The following is a 20,234-nucleotide window of genomic DNA, read 5'->3' as shown; positions in this document are numbered from 1 at the left end:
TTCGCGTTCGTAACAATCTATTAAAAGATTTTAAGCTACAATGGTGATAGAATCGCCGAAAAATTCTCCTACCTACTTGGTGTTCTGCTTTAACGCGGTGTACGCCACGGTGGGTTGTTGTGTTTAACATCCTAGCTTCTGAGAGAACATGTTCGATTTAATTACCAGTAAAGACAGCAACGTTAAAAACGACGTGCTATCAGGTATTACCGTGGCGCTAGCCTTGGTCCCTGAAGCCGTAGCATTTGCATTTGTAGCCGGCGTAGAACCAATGATTGGTCTTTATGCGGCTTTCATGATGGGCTTGATCACTTCCGCTATTGGTGGCCGCCCAGGAATGATTTCTGGTGCTACTGGCGCCATGGCCGTTGTAATGGTGGCACTGGTTGCCCAACACGGCGTGCAGTATTTATTTGCCGCGGTTATTTTGGCCGGTTTACTGCAAATAATGTGCGGCATTTTCAAGCTCGGGAAGTTTATTCGACTGGTGCCATATCCGGTAATGCTAGGCTTCGTAAATGGTTTGGCGATTGTTATTTTCCTGGCGCAGTTAGGCCAGTTCAAAGTGACCAACGCAGCCGGTGAGTTGCAGTGGATGGAAGGTACGCTGCTATATTGGATGTTAGGGCTTGTGGCGTTAACTATGGCTATTATCTATTTACTACCAAAGCTAACTAAAGCCGTACCTGCGTCGCTGGTAGCGATTGTTACGGTAACCTTGTTAGTACACGGTCTTGACCTTGAAGCGCGCACTGTAATCGACTTTGTTCGCGATTTGCTACCAGCTGACCAGCGCGATACCGCAACGCTAGCCGGTGAACTTCCTAGCTTTGCTATTCCTATGGTGCCGTTCACCTGGGAAACCTTCATGATCATTCTGCCAACCTCAGTCATTCTTTGCTTGGTCGGCCTCATTGAATCGCTTCTTACCCTTTCATTAATTGATGAAATGACGGACACCCGCGGACGCGGCAACAAAGAGTGCGTTGGCCAAGGCGTTGCAAATACCGTTAACGGTTTCTTTGGCGGTATGGGCGGTTGTGCCATGATTGGTCAAAGTATGATTAACATTAACTCTGGTGGCCGTGGCCGCTTGTCAGGTATCACCGCGGCGGTTGTATTATTAGGCTTTATTCTATTTGCTGCTCCGCTAATTGAAATGATTCCTCTCGCTGCCCTTGTTGGCGTTATGTTCGTGGTGGTTATCGCTACATTTGAGTGGGCGTCATTCAGAATTATTCGCGGCGTAAACAAAGAAGATGCGTTCGTACTTTTCCTAGTAACAGGCGTTACCGTTATCGCTGACCTGGCTATTGCGGTTGTGGTGGGTGTTATCGTTTCAGCACTGGTGTTTGCATGGAAACACGCTCGTCATATTGAATCGAAATCGCATATCGATAACGACGGTTGGAAAGTCTATGAACTAGACGGCCCGCTGTTCTTTGGCTCGGTATCGCATTTCAAAGACCTGTTTGATATCGCCAACGACCCTAACGATGTAGTTATTGACTTTAAAGACTCTCGCATTTGGGATTCATCAGGTATCGATGCGCTAGATACCCTTGCTGACAAATACGAAGAGCAGGGTAAAAAGCTACACATTCGTCATATCAGCGATGAATGTCGTTCATTGCTTCGCAAGGCCGATAAGTTTGTTGAAATTAACGTAGTTGAAGATCCTCGCTACCGCGTAGCGACGGATAAACTGGCCTAAGTTGTTTGAAAGCCTTAATGCACCAAGTAAACACAGTTTTGCGTTTGTTTGGTGCAGTTGTGAAGTCTGAATACTGCTTATTTTGTAGTAAATCAAATAAAAACAATCATTTACGATTTTGGCACTGAATTTGGATAGCTATAAACGTAAAGTGTGTTTTGGTGATTTGTGTCAATCGCTGAAAATTGTGTGATTTATAACACTCCGTAAAATGTGTTAGCCGACCTAAACCGTTGGCAAAATAGGCAACGAAGCCCGCATCAACGAAAGTTGAAGCGGGCTTTTTTTTGTCCCGAAAAAAGGGGAATACCATGACTTCATTGGACTCAAAAACGCAAATTGTCGTCGTAGGCAACGGCATGGTGGGGCATCATTTTGTTGAGCAGCTTCACCAAAGCGATGCCAATGTAGAAATAACCGTTTTATGCGGCGAGTCACGCCTTGCGTACGACCGCGTTTATCTGTCATCTTTTTTTAGCGGCGCGAGTGCTGATGACTTAGCGCTCACTACACCCGCTCAGTACGCCGAGTGGGGCGTAAACGTAGTTACCAATGCCTTAGTTACCGATATAGACCGTGACAATAATAAGGTGACGACTTCAGAAGGGCAGGTGTTTAGCTACGATAAGCTTGTGCTAGCCACGGGCTCATACCCATTTGTGCCACCCATCCCTGGCAACGATCAAGAGCATTGCTTGGTGTACCGCACTATAGACGATCTACTCGCTATTGAAGCTTCAGCAGCGGTGAGCAAAGTAGGGGTTGTTGTTGGTGGTGGGCTGTTGGGTCTAGAAGCTGCTAACGCATTAAAGCAAGCCGGACTCGACACCCACGTGGTTGAGTTTGCCCCGCAGCTTATGGCGGTACAGCTAGACCAAGCAGGTGGTAACGTTCTTAAGGACAAAATTGAAGCCTTGGGCGTGACGGTTCACACTCAGAAGGCAACGCAAACTATTGAGGCCGGTGATACCTGCCGCTATAAAATGGTGTTTGCTGACGGCACTGCACTAGAAACTGACATGATTTTATTCTCTGCCGGTATTCGACCTTCCGACCAGCTCGGCAGAAAGTCAGCGCTAACACTGGGTGAGCGCGGCGGTATTGTCATTGATAACCACTGCGTGACGTCTGACCCAAACATTTACGCTGTGGGTGAATGTGCGCTGTGGGATAACAAAATCTTTGGCCTGGTAGCACCTGGCTATACCATGGCGCGCACGGCCGTAAGTCATATAACCGGCGGCGATGCCGAGTTCGCTGGCGCAGATATGAGTACCAAACTCAAGCTAATGGGTGTAGAAGTGGGCTCAATTGGCGATGCTCATGAACGCACAGCCGGTGCGCTTAGCTACACCTATTTAAATCAGCCAGAAGGCGTGTACAAAAAGCTGGTGGTAGATAGCGAGCAAAAGTATGTGCTTGGTGCTGTACTCGTTGGCGATACCAGCGACTACGACACGCTCTTACAGTATGCGCTTAATAATATTGAATTACCTGAACATCCAGAGAGCCTAATTCTGCCATCATCCGGTGCCGCACCGGCGCTAGGTGCCGATGCACTGCCAGACACCGCCTCTATTTGTTCGTGTCTAAACGTGACTAAGGGCGACATTGTTTCAGCCATTGAAGGAGGCTGTTGTAGCGTTGGCGATGTAAAAGGCGAAACCAAAGCCAGCACAGGGTGTGGAGGTTGTGCTGCCTTGCTTAAAAATGTAGTGGATAGCGAGCTTGAAAAACGCGGTGTGGAAGTATCAAAAGCCATTTGTGAGCACTTCAACTATACCCGACAAGAACTGTTTCACATTGTTAAAGTAAACTGCATTCGCACTTTTGACGAGCTGTTAGAGCAGCATGGTGAGGGGCTTGGTTGTGAAATTTGTAAGCCCGCAGTGGGCTCAATTTTAGCCTCGGTATATAACGACTACATTCTTAAAGCTTCACACCTTCCTCTACAAGACACTAACGATATTTACCTTGGCAACATGCAAAAAGATGGCACGTACTCGGTTGTACCGCGTGTACCTGGTGGCGAAATAACGCCTGAGAAGTTGATTCTGCTCGGCGAAGTGGCAAAAGAATACAACCTGTACACCAAGATCACAGGTGGTCAGCGCATTGATTTATTTGGAGCGCGCGTAGAGCACTTACCTGATATCTGGGAAAAACTGGTCGCTGGTGGTTTTGAAACCGGCCACGCCTACGCGAAGGCACTGCGTACTGTGAAATCGTGTGTGGGCAGCACCTGGTGTCGCTACGGTGTTCAGGATTCTGTTGGCACAGCCATTGACTTAGAGAACCGTTACAAAGGCTTACGTGCGCCGCATAAAATTAAATTTGCTGTCTCGGGGTGTACCCGTGAGTGCGCAGAAGCTCAAAGCAAAGACATCGGCGTTATTGCCACCGAGCAAGGTTGGAACCTTTATGTTTGCGGTAATGGCGGTATGAAGCCGCGACATGCAGACCTGTTTGCCACCGACCTAGATACCAAAACCCTTATTAAGTATATCGACCGCGTGCTGATGTTTTATGTGAAAACGGCTGATCGCCTACAGCGCACATCGGTGTGGATGGACAACTTAGAAGGTGGGTTAGCTTACCTGCAAGACGTTGTGATAAACGATGCTCTTGGCATTAATGGTGAGCTTGAAGCACAGATGGATGCTGTGGTTGATGCTTATCAGTGCGAATGGAAAACCACCATTGAAAACCCTGAGTCGCGCAAGCGTTTCCGTCAATTCGTAAACAGCAATGCTAGCGACACCAATATTCAGTTTGTTTCAGAGCGAGGCCAGGTTCGCCCAGCTACGGAAGCTGAAAAAGTAGCAGGTAAAGATCAGTTCATTCCTGTCTCTATGGTGTAGCCATTGGCTTATCAACCTTGTTAGGAGAATCAAATTATGTCAGCAGCGCAAAATGTAATGGCGTCAGAACCTCAGCAAGTGCAATGGCACTATGTTTGTGAGACGAACGACTTAGTGACAAACAGTGGGGTTTGCGCCCTTGTCGACTTACAGCAAGTGGCAATTTTCAGTTTGAAGATAAACGGCGAAACCCAGGTTTTCGCCATTAGTAACTACGACCCTATTGGTAAAGCAAACGTACTCTATCGCGGGCTTCTAGGGTCGATAGGAGGCGCGCCTGTTGTTGCTTCGCCTTTGTACAAAGAGCATTACTTTTTAGAAACCGGGCTGTGTAAAGAGCACGATGATGTATCCGTCACGGCTTACGCTGTGAAGGTAGAGGGCGAAAAAGTTTTTGTCGGCGTTTAAGCAAACTGCCTTTATTTGAACGCCCACATGAAAAAAGCCTTTTAGCAAAATGCATTCAAAAGCTGTGAAATCGAAAAAGGTAATGAAATGAATATGCCTACACGACAACCCGACATGATGTCTGAACAATTAAGACAAACAACGTGCCCTTACTGCGGCGTAGGGTGTGGTGTAGATATCAGTTGCAACGTAAGCACGCGTGCCATAACCCTGGACACTGTTAAAGGCACGCCAGAGCATCCCGCCAATTATGGAAGATTGTGTGTCAAAGGAACAAACCTGCTTGAAACAAACGACATAAAAGGTCGTTTGCTTCACCCAACCATGGCAGGTCAATCGGTGGATTGGGACACGGCCACCGATGTGATTGCGGATAAGATCACCTCTACCATTGCGCAGTATGGCGCGGATGCCGTTGCTTTTTATGTATCAGGTCAGCTTCTCACCGAAGACTATTACATTGCCAATAAGCTTATGAAAGGTTACATCGGCAGTGCCAATATCGATACAAATTCACGCCTATGTATGTCATCAGCCGTTGCCGCGTACAAGCGTGCGTTCGGTGAAGATGTGGTGCCTTGCGATTACACCGATTTGGAATGTACAGATTTACTGGTGATCACCGGAAGTAATGCGGCGTGGGCGCACCCAGTGCTTTTTCAACGCATTCAGCGAGCAAAGCTGAAAAATCCGAATATGAAGGTCATTGTTGTTGACCCACGCAAAACCGAAACCTGTACCATTGCCGATTTACACCTTCCTATAAAGCCGGGTAGCGACGTAGCGCTATTTAACGGTTTACTCAGCTATGCAAACGCACAAGGTCGGATAGACAAATCCGCCGTTGAGACCTTTGCAGAGGGGCTTGATGAAACGCTCAATAGTGCAAATGCTTTAACGTTAGATGACGCTGCTGAAGTATGCGACCTGGACGTTAACAGTATTAAGGCCTTTTTTGATGCCTTCTGCAAAGCCTCTAGCGCAATTACTTTTTATTCTATGGGCGTAAACCAGTCTTCTGCTGGTGTGGATAAAGCCCAAGCCATTATCAACTGTCATTTAGCAATGGATTTAATTGCTAAAGACGGTTGTGGTCCGTTTTCAATTACTGGCCAGCCCAATGCCATGGGAGGGCGTGAAGTCGGTGGGTTAGCCAATATGCTAGCTGCTCATATGGACCTTGAAAACCCTGAGCATATCAGCGCTGTTAAAACCTATTGGAATGCACCCGTCATGCCTAAAGGGCAGGGGCTTAAAGCAGTTGATTTGTTTAATGCAATTGAGAGTGGAAAGGTAAAGTTCGTTTGGATAATGGGGACTAACCCTGTTGTCAGTATGCCAAATCGCGGTCAAGTTGAGCGCGCACTTTCAAAGTGTGACATGGTGGTGGTGTCTGATATTGTTGAGTCTAACGATACGCTTAACTACGCGAACATTGCCCTTCCTGCCACGGGGTGGTCGGAAAAAGACGGCACGGTAACAAACTCAGAGCGCCGTATATCACGTCAGCGCGGTATATTGCCTCCACCAGGTAGTGCAAAACACGACTGGCAAATACTGTGTGAAGTGGCGGGTAAAATGGGCTTTGGCGAGGCATTTAATTTTACCCATCCGTCACAAATATTCTGCGAATACGCTGGGCTAACCGGCTATCAAAATAACGGTAAGCGACAATTAGACCTGTCACCTTTACAAGCGTTAAGTGAAGCTCAATACAACGGGCTATCGCCTTTGCAGTGGCCCTTTCAAGCAGTTACAAAAGCTGAGAATACGGCCAGTTCTAATTCTCAACCTAGCCTTACCAGTAAACGTCCTTTTGAAGACAAGCAGTTTTCAACACCCAACGCCAAGGCTAGGCTTATTCCCGTAACTTACAAAGCGCCATTGCAGGTGACATCAGACGCTTATCCTTTTGTTGTGAACAGCGGGCGAGCGCGAGATCAGTGGCATACCATGACACGCACGGGTAAAGCGGCAAAGTTACTGGCTCATATGCCAAGTGCTAACGTGTATATCAACCCTAAAGACGCTGCTGAATTGGGCGTTGAAAGCGGAGCTCTTGTTTCTCTTTCAAGTGCAGTATGTAAAGACACTCCTGTTATCTACCCGGTAAAAATGGATACGGATATGCGCAAAGGGGAAGTATTTATTCCCATTCATTGGTCTGCGCAATGGGGTTCGCACAGTAAACTAGGCGCACTCTACGCCAGCGCGGTAGACCCTATTTCAGGGCAGCCAGAGTTAAAACACGCGGCGGTAGCTATCGCGCCTGTTCATTTCGCTACCTACGGCAAGCTCTTTGTTTCATCAGTAAAACAATCAACACTTAATTCAGAATTTAGCCCAAGTTATGAAGACGCGCTAAAGCATGCGTGTGATTACTGGAATACGACACCGCTTGAAAGCACAGAGGGGACTTCACCTGTAAATAACTCGGATGCAGCATTATCAGTATTGAATGTTGCTTCGAACAAAGGTCGTCGAGATTTTACAAAAGCGTTGATACCTCTGCTGCCGCAAAACGCGGTGCTATTGCAGTTTCATCATCATACATACTCAGTATGCCTTGCGCTTGTCGATGATACTCTTTGTTTCGCGGCGTTTTTAGGCGATGAGCCAGAAAAGGCTGAAAGGGCACCAGCAGCTGCACATTCAACAGCGCAGGCAGCGCCACATTCAAAAAGCACATGGTCAGTACCTAACGAATGGCTCGCCAGCCTTCTCAACACATCTGTTTCCACAGACATACAGCGCAATTTATTACGAGGCCAAGTAGACGACGCATTTTTAAACGGTGATGTAGTTTGTAGCTGTTTTGAAGTGCGCGAAAAAACCATCACACAAGCCATCAAAGAAGGCAGTAGTTCGGTGGCAGAGCTTGGTGAATCATTGAAATGCGGTACGAATTGTGGCTCGTGCAAACCCGCCTTGTCTCAGCTGATAGACAAGCATTTAGTCATTGAAATTCAATCTGTTTAGGAGCGTTAAATCATGTCAATTGCAACTAGTTGGTCGTTTCCGTTTTTGCGCACCTTATTCAAACCGCAAAAACCTTTGTTAAACCTCTTTTATCGCGATGCTATTTCTACCACGGTCACGACCGTGACGACACGCCAGCGCCTCGATGATTCGAAAACTTCCGCTAAGCATTCATACTTTGGCAAGTGGTTGAAGTTAGCAAACAGGCAAAATGAAGGTCATAAACAAGGGCAGGTGTTCATCGTCGGTGCTGGCCCTGGTGATGCCGAGTTGCTTACCCTGAAAGCGCTCCGTCTATTACAACAAGCTGATATCGTGCTGTTCGATGCCTTAGTCAGCGAAGATATTCTTGCGCTGATTCCATCTAAGGTGGTGAAAGAGTATGTCGGGAAGCGCTGTAAAAAGCACAGCTTTACCCAAGACGCTATTTGTAAGCGGGTGGTTGAGTTGGCAAGCAACGGTCACACGGTCGTGCGGTTAAAAGGTGGCGACCCAGCCCTATTTGCAAGAACCTGCGAAGAAACCGATGCACTCACAAAAGCCAACATTCCTTTTGCTATTGTTCCTGGTATTACAGCGGCATCGGGGGTGTCTGCCTATACGGGTATCCCTTTAACCGACAGGCGCTGTGCTCAATCAGTGAGTTTTATGACTGCACATTTTAAAAACGCGGAACAATGGCCAGAAATGGCACCTATGGCGCAAAATGTAATGAACCAAACCATGGTGGTTTATATGGGACTAAGCCGGCTTGAAGGTCTATGCAAAGGCTTGGTTCATCACAACGTGCCAAGCACATGGCCAGTAGCGGCAATTGAAAATGCCACTTCGCCTGAACAGCGCGTGATTACTGGCGTGCTTGCCGATATTCATAGCAAGGTAGAAGCAGCAAATTTAACGGGGCCCACGTTACTTATATTTGGAAAGGTGGTAGAGTCTCGTCAACAGGTAAATACTCTTCTACTACATTCATCCAAGTATGCAGCAACCATTTAGTGAATACATAAAAATTATTGGCAAGGGCCAGAAAGGGGGGCGTAGCCTTACCCGTGATGAGGCCTACCATGCCATGAAAATGGTATTGGCCAATGAAGTGACAGGCGATCAACGCGGCGCATTTCTTATGTTACTGCGTACCCGTGAAGAAACACCAGAAGAAGTTATTGGCTTTGTCGATGCATGCAGAGAGCTGATAGAGCCAGAAGTTAAAACTCTCACCCCCACGTTAGATATTGGCTGCTACGCGGGAAAGCGTCGCCAGTTACCGTGGTACTTATTGGCCGTAGCGGTACTAGCCAACAATGGTTACTCGGTCATGCTTCATGGTGCTCATGAACCGGGTTCGGGGCGCCTTTATGCAAGTATAGCGTTACCTCAATTGGGCCTACCTGAAGTTAGCAGTATTGCAGACGCCAAACAGCAGTTAACGGATAAAGGGGTGACTTACCTTGATTTGTCTTATTTGCTGCCTGCGCTCGACACAATTATTAAGCTTCGTGAAGTGTTTGGTCTGCGCTCATGCGCAAACACCCTCGCAAGGTTGTTGAACCCTACTGCCGCACAATATTGTGTACAAGGTGTTTATCATATGCATCTTGACCACAAACACTGCCGCGTTAATGAAAATTATCCATCTATAGATGCGCTTTGCTTTCGTGGTGATGGCGGAGACCCTGAAGTTAATGGTGAACGGGAAACTGAGCTATTTATTACCCGAAATGGTGAGACCGAAGAAGTAATAATGCCGGTGGTTGCTGACAAATGGGCACTTAAAGATAAAGACATGAACGTTAACGACATGCTTGATGTGTGGGCGGGTAACGCGAGTAGCCTTTACGGTGAACAAGCCGTTTTGAGTACACTTGCCAGCTATTTAGTGCTGCTACAAAGTTGTGATGTTGCGGATGCCTTGTCGCAAGCAAGACAGCTTTGGGCACAGCGAGAAAAAACCTCGACGCCGTTTTAATCGTTTGGTGTAATAACCGCTTAACTCAATCAATGATCACGCGTCCTGAGTATTGGTCAGATAGCCTGTGTTAGCTGGCCACTAAATAGAAGCTTAACCGCGGGGCGGTGCATTAAAACCCACTTGATAGGGGAAAAATAGTCAATCGTCGCATTGACTTAATCATTGCTATACTTGTTAATAGTATTAACAAGGGTACCTCAAGTGGTGTTATGCGATTAACGCAGTGGCTCGTATTTTTAGCTGGCCTATCGCTCTTATTTCGAGCAGGCTATGCTGTATCTGAAGGCCGGGAACAGCCAGCTACATCAAGCGCAACCTTTGTCCTTACCGCAGACATGCCGAATATCAGCGACCCTCGCACTGGCCGGTACGCTAATCTTCAAACTCTCGTAAAACAACAGCGGCAAAATAGTGAAACCGTCTTCTTCATTTTCGGCGGTGGTTCTATTGGGCCTAGTGCCTTGTCTTCGTTCGATCGCGGCTCCCATATCATTGATATCTTAAATTCTCTCGAACCGGATGTGATGGGAGTTACAAAGAGAGAATTCAGCTTCTATGAAGATGAGCTCTCACTTCGTTCTTATGAAGCCGCCTTTCCCTTGGTGGCGAGTAATGTGATAGATAATCGAGTAGGTCGCTCACCTGACGGACTGCACACCTCGGTGATTGTTGAAAAAGAAGATTTAACACTAGGCGTTATTTCAGTGCTTCACGAGCGAGTTATCGAAGAGTATCAATTATCTGATATTTCTATTACGCCTCCGCAAAAGGCCATTATGGAAGAGTCCAAGCGTTTGCGCCAACAGGGTGTAGACATCATCTTACTCCACTATTCCTACCCATTTCCTTTTATTAACACCATGCTGAACAATCGCGTAATAGACGTTGCTTTCATAACAGATAGCCGCCTGGACGAGAAAAGTTTACTCGAAGCTACGCGTCATCCAAATAGCATGGTACTCACACAGCAGGGCACAGCGGTAGTTGCGAGTTTTGAAAAAAATGCGGGGTGGAAGCCCATATCCTACGTTGAGCAGCCATTGGATGAGGTTGCAGCTAATGCTGAATTAAATGAGCAACTAGTCGAATATGAAGCACGCCTGAAGCGTTTGCTTAACATTCAAATTGGGGAGTGGAAAATTGACGTATCGACGGTACGCAAAGAGGTGAGAAGTGAAGAAAACCCTTTTGTAAACTTCGTCGCTGACACTATTAGGCGCTATGCCAATACAGATATCGCCCTTATTAACGGAGGTAGTATCCGCGGTAATAAACGATATACAGCAGGTACGCCGATTACCCGACAAGACATCGTGACTGAAATGCCATTTCGTGCGCACGTTGTAGCGTTAGACATTACCGGAGCTCAGCTAATTCAAGTGCTCGAAGAAGGGCTATCACAATACCAGAACTTAAAGGGTGGGTTTCCTCACGTATCTGGCATGTCGTATAGTTTTGACCCTACAGCCAAAGTATTACAAAGGGTTAAGAATGTAACCATTAACGGAAAGCGGATAGATAAATCCAAGACATATTCACTAGCCACAAGTAATTTTCTGGCCAATGGCGGCGACGGTTTCTACACATTGAAAAATACCGAAAAGCTCCCAGCGTTAAGCACTCGCCCACCGCAAATTTCAGACTTGGTTATGCAAGCCATTGTAAAGCAATACGATATTGAGCCATCAACGGATAACCGCATAATAAATATAGTAAAAGGCGGCTGACAAGATGCAGCATAAGAAAAAGACCCTGTATTTATTTATCATTGCACAATGTAGTGTGATGGGGCTCTTTCTGCTCATTTTGGTTTTGTCGCTGTTGCGCCTAAATGACGTACGTGAAGTGCTTGAAGATATTACTTCATCGTCAATCCCTACCTTAAGTCAAGCAACTGAAATAACTAGAGAAGTTCAGCATTTGATTTCGCTTACTGCGAGGCTGACATCGTCTGAGAGTCAGTCGTCACGACGCATTATTAAAACCCAGCTAGACGAAACGATAGCACGCCTTGATGCGTCCAACTTAAAGCTAGAGCAAGGGGATAAATACCTGGAAACCCAATTGAAGGTGCTCACGTTAGAAATAGAGGAGCTAAATGCGTTGGTGCGACAGCGCATCGATGTAGAAAAAGAAGTACGGGTGGAAAGGGAAGTGCTGTTCACCTATCTCAACAATACCTTTGAATACAATAAAGCGCACTACTCGGGCATCCAATCCTCTGAAGCACTAGTTCCCTTGATATTACAAATTGCTCAAATAAATCAGCAGTTCCAACTGCACGAGCTGCGAAAATTAGAAGATAATATCGAGGAAAGCATTGCCTCGTTGCGTGAAGCCGCGACGCTCGATAAGCGCAGCAGTGAACTGGTAAGTGCGCTTGAGGAAGGGGTATTGGGTAAATGGGGAATGGTCGATAAGCAAGCCAACGTAATGCGAATACGCGGGCGTTCCCGAGGTCGAGGCAGCTTTGTAGAGCACCTCGCTGAAGAAGTAGCATCAAATATTGAGTTTAAAGCCTCTTCAATCACTAAAGATACCTCCTCATATGCAATCTCTGCTAACAAGTTAGTATCAAAACAAATCATCCTGTCGCTGGCGCTTTCTCTAGTCGTCATGCTTATCTGCTGTGCCATTATCTTCTACATATACAAACGCATAATTCTACGCTTAATAGCGTTAACTAACTTAGTTGAAAAAAGTAGCGAGGCAGTGGCCACGTTTGAAGGAAGTGATGAAATTTCTCGCCTTGCTAAAACCTTTGCGTTGTACTTCGAAAGAGTGAAGAGTCAGGAAACTGAATTGATTCGTTTGTCACTTAGTGATCCCCTTACTAATATTCCAAATCGAAGGGCGTTCGAAATGGAAATGGAAAAAGCGATAGCTATGTCGAAACGGTATGACTGGCCGTTGACTGTGGTTATTTTGGATGTAGATAGTTTCAAGTTGTACAATGATAACTATGGCCACACAAAAGGGGATGAATGCCTAAAAAGAGTGGCCATTAGTCTTAACGAAGTGATTACCCGCAACACGGATTTCTGTGCGCGTTATGGAGGTGAAGAATTCGTTGCTATTTTGCCTAACACCGACGAAAAAGGGGCAAAAATTAAGGCACAAGAGATTCGGGAAGCTATAGAGTCTTTACAGATACCGCATAGTAAGAGCCCAGTTTCATCAGTCATTACTGCGAGTCTAGGTGTTGCGACAGTTAATTTTGAGCATCATCATAACTGGACGCTAACATCGATTCTTAATACTGCAGATAAAGCCTTGTACGATGCTAAGACTGGAGGCCGTAACCGCTGTGTGTATACGTCGTTACCCTAAGTAACGCTGTGCAACCTATTGTTGCTCATTCGATTTATCCGAACATCAATTCTATTTAACTTGGTTTTTGAACAAAAAAACTTCAAATTTATTTTTGTAATTCACTAATAAACTTCATTTCCTCTGCTATCTTTAATCGAAACCAAGAAAAATTAGCTTATTGTTTCAGACAACTAACCGTATTTCAGAGTGATACGCCAATGCCTATTTTGTCAGGGAGGCTTTGTTATGAGCAAAGCTGGCCGGTAAATAATGCGTGAGACGAAGTTCATTAGGAGCGCAGGATGTTTTTCAAAAATAAAGAGTTGATAGCCGAAAACCAACGTTTAGAGAAGGAACTAGCGGCATATCAAACGGTTCAGGAAGAGCTTCGCGAAGAAATGTTGTATATGGAGTTAAACGCAGAAGGCCGTATACGTGCGATTAACGATCTATATGCTCAAGCAACAGGATTTAAGATTTCTGAACTAGAAGGCAAGTCGCTTGAAAGCCTAATGAACCCACATGCGCTGAAAAAAGCGGACACGCAAGACATGTTAGGCGCGATAAAAACTCATCGCCACTGGCATGGCGCGGTTAGTTTCAACAATGCAAAAGGCCAAGAAATTTGGGTTAGAGGCATCGTACAGCCCATCGACGACGCTTATGGAAACGTAAAATGCATTGCTTTCTATATGGCTGAGCAAACCCGCAATATTTCCTATAGCAACGAACTTAGAGACATGATTGCGGCGCTCCATCGCTCTTCTGCAGTTATAGAATTCAACTTGGACGGTACCATCATCAAAGCCAATGAAAACTTTTTGAAGGGTACGGGCTACAAGTTGGAGCAAATAGTCGGAAAGCATCACCGGATTTTTTGTACGGAACAAGAAGCGAACTCTGAAGAGTACAAGCAGTTTTGGCGTGGACTAGCGCAAGGACAATTAGAGTCGGGGCGTTATAAGCGTATCGACAGTCGAGGAAACGAAGTTTGGCTAGAAGCGTCGTATAACCCCATACGAAATGAAGATGGCAATCTTTATAAAGTGGTTAAGTTTGCAACCGTTATCACCGAGCAAATGAAACGTGAATTCGCCATTTCTGAAGCTGCCAATGTTGCATTTAATATCTCGCAAGAAACAGGTGAGCAAGCACGCAAGGGTAACCAGGTACTTGACTCTACTGTTAAAGCGATGAATGAATTAACCAAACAGATGGGCAATGCGAGTGAAGGAATTAAAGACCTTGATGAGCAATCTCAAAAGGTTGCAGACCTAGTTAAAAGTATTAGTGGAATCGCTGATCAAACCAACCTGCTTGCCCTAAATGCCGCTATTGAAGCTGCCCGTGCGGGCGATCAAGGGCGTGGTTTCGCGGTCGTTGCCGATGAAGTAAGACAGTTAGCATCGCGAACCAGTAGCGCAACAGAAGAAATCGTAAATGTAGTAGTGGAAAACAGAAAGCTTACCGAAAATGCGGTACAGCTGATTGAAGCTGGGCAAGAGAAAGCTCGTGAAGCGCTAGAGTATTCAACGCAATCAGGTGAAGCGATGAGCGAAATACAGCGCGGTGCGAACGAAGTGGTTAACGCTATCGGACAATTTACCAAACGACTCTAGAAGGTCATTAATCGAGTACGCCAGCCTTTAGCGTCTTCAAGTCAATTTGTTCAACCTTGGTGATAACAAACCCGCACCAAGGTTGAACACCCCCACTGTTTTGGTGCACCAAAACGAATTAATTATCACATTACCCTTTTTCTTTTTTCACTAATTTCCTTATATTTTAGATGGTTACATTTCTGGCACGATGGGTGCTAAATAATCCATGCAATAACAACGTTGCTGTATAAAGCAACGGGTGCTAACACAAATGCGATGGCAGAGTGGAATGCACAACACTTACCATAGGGTAAACAAATAGGATTCAGCGGAGAGCGGTAAGGAAGCATCATCATCTCCGGCATTTATGGCAAGTGAATAATAATAAAAACAAAGATGGTTTTATAAGCTAAAGCTTTTAATAAACCTCCCTTAAAGATGAGGTGTGTGAGCGGGAATTCCTGACTTACCATTAACAACTTGATGCGTTTGTAAGAACTCCGATATTACAAACACGGCAACGAAGCCCACCATGCTCGACGGTTATACGTCGTAAGCTGGTGGGTTTTTTTTTGGCTACGAGGAACACGTATGACTGGGTTAAAGACAACATCACTGCTAAAACGCTTTCGAACGGCGAGTGCTGGAGTATGTGCAGCACTTGCCGTCACTGTAACAAGTTTTTCTGCAAGTGTGGCAGCACAGGCTCCAGCGATAGGCTGGCCTGAAAAGGAAGAACTTAAATTTGGCTTTATCAAGCTGACTGATATGGCGCCACTGGCTGTGGCTTATGAAAAAGGCTTTTTTGAAGACGAGGGGCTTTACGTTACGTTAGAAGCACAGGCTAACTGGAAAGTACTGCTTGACCGCGTAATTGACGGCCAATTAGATGGCGCCCACATGTTGGCTGGTCAGCCCCTTGGCGCCACCATTGGTTTCGGTACGGAATCGCATGTGGTAACAGCGTTCAGCATGGATCTCAACGGTAATGGTATTACCGTTTCTAATGAAATTTGGGACAAAATGAAGGCGCATATTCCTCAGGAAAATGGCAAGCCAGTACATCCCATTAAGGCCGATTATTTAAAGCCAGTGGTTGATGAATACCGCAACGCAGGAAAGCCGTTCAACATGGGGATGGTCTTTCCGGTTTCTACGCACAACTACGAGCTACGCTATTGGCTAGCGGCAGGTGGAATTCACCCTGGATATTATGCGCCGCATAAAGGTGACACAGCAGGTCAAATAGACGCTCAGGCACTGTTGTCTGTAACACCTCCACCGCAAATGCCTGCCACGCTGGAAGCCGGCACTATCTATGGCTACTGCGTGGGCGAACCGTGGAACCAACAGGCAGTATTCAAAGGTATTGGTGTACCTGTGATCACCGATTACGAAATTTGGAAAAATAACCCTGAAAAAGTGTTCGGCGTAAGCCAAGGCTGGGCAGAAAAATACCCTAATACTCACATTCGTGTGGTTAAAGCACTCATTCGTGCGGCAATGTGGCTGGATGAGAATGACAATGCTAACCGCCCTGAAGCGGTAAAGATTCTTGCCAAGAGTAACTACGTAGGTGCGGATGAAAACGTACTGGCTAACAGCATGACAGGCACTTTCGAATACGAGAAAGGTGACAAGCGTGACGTGCCTGATTTTAATGTGTTCTTCCGCTACAACGCCACTTACCCATACTACAGTGATGCTATTTGGTACCTCACACAAATGCGCCGCTGGGGCCAGATTTCAGAAGCAAAGTCTGACGATTGGTATAAAGAAACAGCTAAAAAAGTCTACAAACCTGAGGTTTATGCTCAGGCAGCTAAAGCACTAATTGCCGAAGGTAAAGCTAAAGCGTCTGATTTCCCTGAGTTTGGAACGGAAACAGGCTACAAGCCGCCTCAGAGCGAGTTCATTGATGGCGTGACGTTTGATGGAAGCAAACCTAACGCATACTTAGAGCAATTTAAGATAGGACTTAAGGGCGACACTGTACTGTAAGTGTCAGGTTCAATGGCCCCGCCTTCAGTTCTAACTAGGGCGGGGCATAAACCGCGCAATAGCGCACATCATGTGTCAGGAGCAAGCAATGAGCAAGATGACAACCATTCTTCGCCTTCCATCGTCGCCGTCAAACGCCAACTCTGTGTTGAGCCGTTTATATCAATCCACGCCTGCGTTGCTGTTGCCTGTTATCGGCTTGCTAATGTTCTTGGCGATTTGGAATGGTGTTGCAAAAAGTATCGACACGTCGCTGGGGCAGTTCCCAGGGCCAGCACAAGTTTTTGAGCAGGCAGGTGCGTTAATTGACGAGCATATTGCACAGCGTGAAAAGGCGGATGCATTTTATCAACGTCAAGAAGCAAGAAATGCAGCGCGTGTAGCGCAAGACCCCACTTATCAGCCAAAAATCAGAGAGTTCACCGGTGCGCCCACCTTCTTTGACCAAATTTGGACAAGCCTTTACACCGTCATGGTGGGGTTCCTTATTGCATCGATTATAGCGGTTCCTGTGGGAATATTATGTGGTTTAAGTAAATCCGCCTACACTGCAATAAATCCGCTCATCCAGTTGTTCAAGCCAGTTTCACCACTAGCGTGGCTGCCGCTGGTGACTATGGTAGTAAGTGCCCTTTATGTTAGCGATGACCCGGCGTTTTCTAAATCATTTGTCACCTCTGCCTTTACGGTTTCGCTTTGTTGTTTATGGCCAACTCTTATTAACACCGCTGTAGGCGTTTCCAATATTGATAAAGACCTAATCAACGTAAGTAAAGTATTGCGTCTTACGCCCTTTGCGCATCTCACCAAAATAGTACTTCCATCTTCTATTCCCATGATTTTTACGGGACTTAGATTGTCGCTGGGTATTGGCTGGATGGTACTGATTGCAGCAGAAATGCTCGCCCAAAACCCGGGTCTAGGAAAGTTTGTGTGGGATGAATTTCAAAACGGTAGTTCGGAGTCGCTAGCGAGAATCATGGTCGCAGTGCTCACCATTGGCGCTATTGGCTTTGTACTAGACCGCTTAATGTTATCGATTCAGCGCGCTGTAAGCTGGGACAAGTCGAGCGTACTACGCTAATTTTGAGGAGAATTTTATGCACACTAAACACTTAGAGTTAGAGCAGGTGGGTATCGACTTCCCCACACCGAAGGGGCCCTTTACTGCGCTTCAAGATGTGAATCTTAAAATCAGTAAAGGTGAATTTGTGTCGTTAATTGGCCATTCGGGCTGCGGTAAATCAACGGTGCTGAATATCGTCGCAGGTTTGCACCAAGCTACTACCGGCGGCGTAATTTTAGATGGCGCAGAAGTGAAGCAGCCTGGACCTGAACGCGCAGTAGTCTTTCAAAACCATTCTTTATTACCTTGGCTTACGGTATACAAAAATGTTGAGCTAGCCGTAAAATCGACCATGAGAGGCAAGAGTAAAAACGAGATGCGTGACTGGATCATGCACAACCTAGAGCTTGTGCACATGACCCACGCCCTTGATAAATTACCCAGTGAAATATCAGGTGGTATGAAACAGCGAGTGGGCATTGCACGAGCGTTGGCAATGGAGCCAAAAGTGCTGCTAATGGATGAACCGTTCGGTGCGCTAGACGCCCTAACTCGCGCTCACCTTCAAGACTCGCTAATGGAAATTCATGCTGATTTGGGTAACACGGTTATTATGATTACTCATGATGTGGATGAAGCGGTATTGCTATCAGACCGCATTGTTATGATGAATAACGGCCCAGCGGCCACCATTGGCGAAATTCTAAATATTGAGTTGCCGCGTCCACGAGATAGATTAGCACTTGCAGATAACAAGCAGTACAACCACTACAGACATGAAGTCTTAACCTTTCTTTACGACAAACAAAAGAAGATTGAAACCGTTTCGTCACGCGCAAACCAAGCGCCAACTACTAACAAACAATCGCAACAACAAGCAAAACCCAGCGGGGTGTCATCTGAAAAAAAAGACGCTAAGAAATCAGATGCCGCCTAGCTTTATCGGCACCTGACTAAGACGGAAGCCTTTTCCGCCACCAACCAAAACCAGTACTTTTCAACCGGCATTCTAATGCTGGCTGGGTAAGTGTTGACTAATAAAAACCAATACCGATAGGGAATACACATGAACACGTTACAAAACTTTGGCATCAAGATGCTGGCGGCATCTGTTATGACAGTACTAGGCGGCAGCGTAATGGCTGCCGATATTCACGCCGCCCTTAGTGATTCAAAAGCATGGGCGGACCTGAATTTACGTTATGAATCTGTTGATCAAGATAATGCATTAGAAGATGCAAGTGCACTGACTTTGCGCACCCGTTTGGGGTTTAGCTCGGGTAGTGTTAATGGCTTCTCGTTTACAGCCGAGGTTGAAGATAGCCGCATTGTATTGGGGCAAGATGAGTTTACCGTAGGGCCCACGGGCTTTAACGTGGGTGAGTACTCGGTCATTGCCGACCCTGAAACCACCGAAGTTGACCAAGCTTTTATTCAATATAAGACGGATAATTTTACCGCCAGAGTAGGGCGACAAGTGATTACGTTGGATGACCATCGATTTGTTGGCCACGTTGGCTGGCGACAAGACCGCCAGACCTTCGATGCAGTAAGCGCAAAATATGCGGCGACCGACAATCTAGCGCTATTTTATAGCTATCTGTACAAACGCAACCGTATTTTCGCAGAAGCGGCAGATTTAGATTCTAAAGATCATATTCTTCATGCCACCTATACATCTAAAATCGGCAAATTTGTGGCTTATGCTTACCTATTAGAGGTGGACAACGATACAGACAACGCGTTGGATACTTATGGTGTGAGCTATGATGGAAAGATGAAAGGTGACAGCGTTAATTGGGCTTACGGTGCTGAGTTTGCCACACAGTCAAGCGAAGCTGGCGCGGGCGAAGCGGCCACCGACTTTGACGCCTCTTATTTGAATGCGTACGTCGCAGCCACGCTCTCTGGCGTGACGGCTAAGGTTGATTACGAAATATTGGGCTCAGACGACGGGTTGTACGGATTTGCAACGCCGCTAGCCACGCTGCACAAATTCAACGGTTGGACTGATCAGTTTTTGGGCACGCCTGAACAGGGCTTAAAAGATCTTAAGTTTTCATTGTCTGGTGGTTTAGCCGGTGGTAAATGGTTGTTGGCTTACCATGACTTCAGCGCTGACGACAGCAGCAATGGTGCGGACGATTTAGGTAGTGAAATTAACGTGCAATATACGAAGAAGTTTGCGGGAAAGTATGATTTCGGCATCAAGTACGGCACTTACGATGCGGGAGATATAAAAGTGGATACCAATCGCTTCTGGATGTGGATTGGTACACGCTTTTAATTACAACGCCCTATTACACCGTTGTGGTGTGATTGA

At 46.3% G+C, this 20,234-nt stretch carries 13 protein-coding genes; all 13 read left to right on the top strand.

Annotation, left to right across the window (positions count from 1 at the left end; translation table 11 throughout):
• Positions 1-148 precede the first annotated feature (148 nt).
• The 13 genes from BGK61_RS03725 (at position 149) to BGK61_RS03660 (ending at position 20,198) form a co-directional block, all read left to right on the top strand.
• Positions 149-1,714, top strand: a complete 1,566-nt coding sequence (locus BGK61_RS03725) for a SulP family inorganic anion transporter (protein ID WP_076012814.1) — start codon at positions 149-151, stop codon at positions 1,712-1,714.
• A 311-nt stretch (positions 1,715-2,025) separates the two neighbouring features.
• Positions 2,026-4,575, top strand: coding sequence for a nitrite reductase large subunit NirB (gene nirB, locus BGK61_RS03715; protein WP_076026012.1), 2,550 nt, complete (start codon positions 2,026-2,028; stop codon positions 4,573-4,575).
• A gap of 36 nt (positions 4,576-4,611) precedes the next feature.
• Complete coding sequence (gene nirD, locus BGK61_RS03710) at positions 4,612-4,983, top strand: nitrite reductase small subunit NirD (RefSeq protein ID WP_076012562.1); 372 nt, start codon at positions 4,612-4,614, stop codon at positions 4,981-4,983.
• 87 nt (positions 4,984-5,070) lie between these two features.
• A complete protein-coding gene (locus BGK61_RS03705) occupies positions 5,071-7,962 on the top strand; it encodes a nitrate reductase (protein ID WP_076012561.1) in 2,892 nt (963 codons plus the stop codon).
• A 12-nt stretch (positions 7,963-7,974) separates the two neighbouring features.
• Entirely contained in the window at positions 7,975-8,958 is a 984-nt protein-coding gene (gene cobA / locus BGK61_RS03700; RefSeq protein ID WP_076012560.1) for a uroporphyrinogen-III C-methyltransferase, read from the top strand.
• On the top strand, positions 8,942-9,928 hold the full coding sequence (locus BGK61_RS03695) for a glycosyl transferase family protein (RefSeq protein ID WP_076012559.1): 987 nt from the start codon (positions 8,942-8,944) through the stop codon (positions 9,926-9,928). The genes cobA and BGK61_RS03695 overlap by 17 nt, the downstream gene beginning before the upstream one ends.
• A 212-nt stretch (positions 9,929-10,140) precedes the next feature.
• On the top strand, positions 10,141-11,658 hold the full coding sequence (locus tag BGK61_RS03690; protein ID WP_014997286.1) for a bifunctional metallophosphatase/5'-nucleotidase: 1,518 nt from the start codon (positions 10,141-10,143) through the stop codon (positions 11,656-11,658).
• 4 nt (positions 11,659-11,662) lie between these two features.
• On the top strand, positions 11,663-13,261 hold the full coding sequence (locus BGK61_RS03685) for a GGDEF domain-containing protein (RefSeq protein WP_076012558.1): 1,599 nt from the start codon (positions 11,663-11,665) through the stop codon (positions 13,259-13,261).
• A 284-nt stretch (positions 13,262-13,545) separates the two neighbouring features.
• Positions 13,546-14,862: a methyl-accepting chemotaxis protein gene (locus tag BGK61_RS03680; RefSeq protein ID WP_076012557.1), complete on the top strand. Its 1,317-nt coding sequence runs from the start codon at positions 13,546-13,548 to the stop codon at positions 14,860-14,862.
• Between the two features lie 573 nt (positions 14,863-15,435).
• Positions 15,436-16,845 carry a CmpA/NrtA family ABC transporter substrate-binding protein gene (locus tag BGK61_RS03675; RefSeq protein WP_076012556.1) on the top strand — a complete coding sequence of 470 codons (1,410 nt, stop codon included), beginning with the start codon at positions 15,436-15,438 and terminating at the stop codon, positions 16,843-16,845.
• A gap of 88 nt (positions 16,846-16,933) precedes the next feature.
• Complete coding sequence (locus BGK61_RS03670; protein ID WP_076012555.1) at positions 16,934-17,929, top strand: ABC transporter permease; 996 nt, start codon at positions 16,934-16,936, stop codon at positions 17,927-17,929.
• 16 nt (positions 17,930-17,945) lie between these two features.
• Positions 17,946-18,848: an ABC transporter ATP-binding protein gene (locus BGK61_RS03665; protein WP_076012554.1), complete on the top strand. Its 903-nt coding sequence runs from the start codon at positions 17,946-17,948 to the stop codon at positions 18,846-18,848.
• A 129-nt stretch (positions 18,849-18,977) separates the two neighbouring features.
• The gene (locus BGK61_RS03660) at positions 18,978-20,198 is read left to right on the top strand and encodes an alginate export family protein (protein ID WP_076026011.1); all 1,221 of its coding nucleotides are present in this window, start codon (positions 18,978-18,980) and stop codon (positions 20,196-20,198) included.
• Positions 20,199-20,234 lie beyond the last annotated feature (36 nt).

Origin of the sequence: Alteromonas abrolhosensis, assembly GCF_001953635.1 — a bacterium.
GTDB lineage: Bacteria > Pseudomonadota > Gammaproteobacteria > Enterobacterales > Alteromonadaceae > Alteromonas > Alteromonas abrolhosensis.
This window is presented reverse-complemented; position numbering and strand designations above follow the sequence as displayed.

Bases quoted from the DNA above. Each gene is read 5' to 3' on its own strand.
- BGK61_RS03725 (WP_076012814.1), top strand. From the start codon at position 149: ATGTTCGATTTAATTACCAGTAAAGACAGCAACGTTAAAAACGACGTG.
- nirB (WP_076026012.1), top strand. From the start codon at position 2,026: ATGACTTCATTGGACTCAAAAACGCAAATTGTCGTCGTAGGCAACGGC.
- nirD (WP_076012562.1), top strand. From the start codon at position 4,612: ATGTCAGCAGCGCAAAATGTAATGGCGTCAGAACCTCAGCAAGTGCAA.
- BGK61_RS03705 (WP_076012561.1), top strand. From the start codon at position 5,071: ATGAATATGCCTACACGACAACCCGACATGATGTCTGAACAATTAAGA.
- cobA (WP_076012560.1), top strand. From the start codon at position 7,975: ATGTCAATTGCAACTAGTTGGTCGTTTCCGTTTTTGCGCACCTTATTC.
- BGK61_RS03695 (WP_076012559.1), top strand. From the start codon at position 8,942: ATGCAGCAACCATTTAGTGAATACATAAAAATTATTGGCAAGGGCCAG.
- BGK61_RS03690 (WP_014997286.1), top strand. From the start codon at position 10,141: ATGCGATTAACGCAGTGGCTCGTATTTTTAGCTGGCCTATCGCTCTTA.
- BGK61_RS03685 (WP_076012558.1), top strand. From the start codon at position 11,663: ATGCAGCATAAGAAAAAGACCCTGTATTTATTTATCATTGCACAATGT.
- BGK61_RS03680 (WP_076012557.1), top strand. From the start codon at position 13,546: ATGTTTTTCAAAAATAAAGAGTTGATAGCCGAAAACCAACGTTTAGAG.
- BGK61_RS03675 (WP_076012556.1), top strand. From the start codon at position 15,436: ATGACTGGGTTAAAGACAACATCACTGCTAAAACGCTTTCGAACGGCG.
- BGK61_RS03670 (WP_076012555.1), top strand. From the start codon at position 16,934: ATGAGCAAGATGACAACCATTCTTCGCCTTCCATCGTCGCCGTCAAAC.
- BGK61_RS03665 (WP_076012554.1), top strand. From the start codon at position 17,946: ATGCACACTAAACACTTAGAGTTAGAGCAGGTGGGTATCGACTTCCCC.
- BGK61_RS03660 (WP_076026011.1), top strand. From the start codon at position 18,978: ATGAACACGTTACAAAACTTTGGCATCAAGATGCTGGCGGCATCTGTT.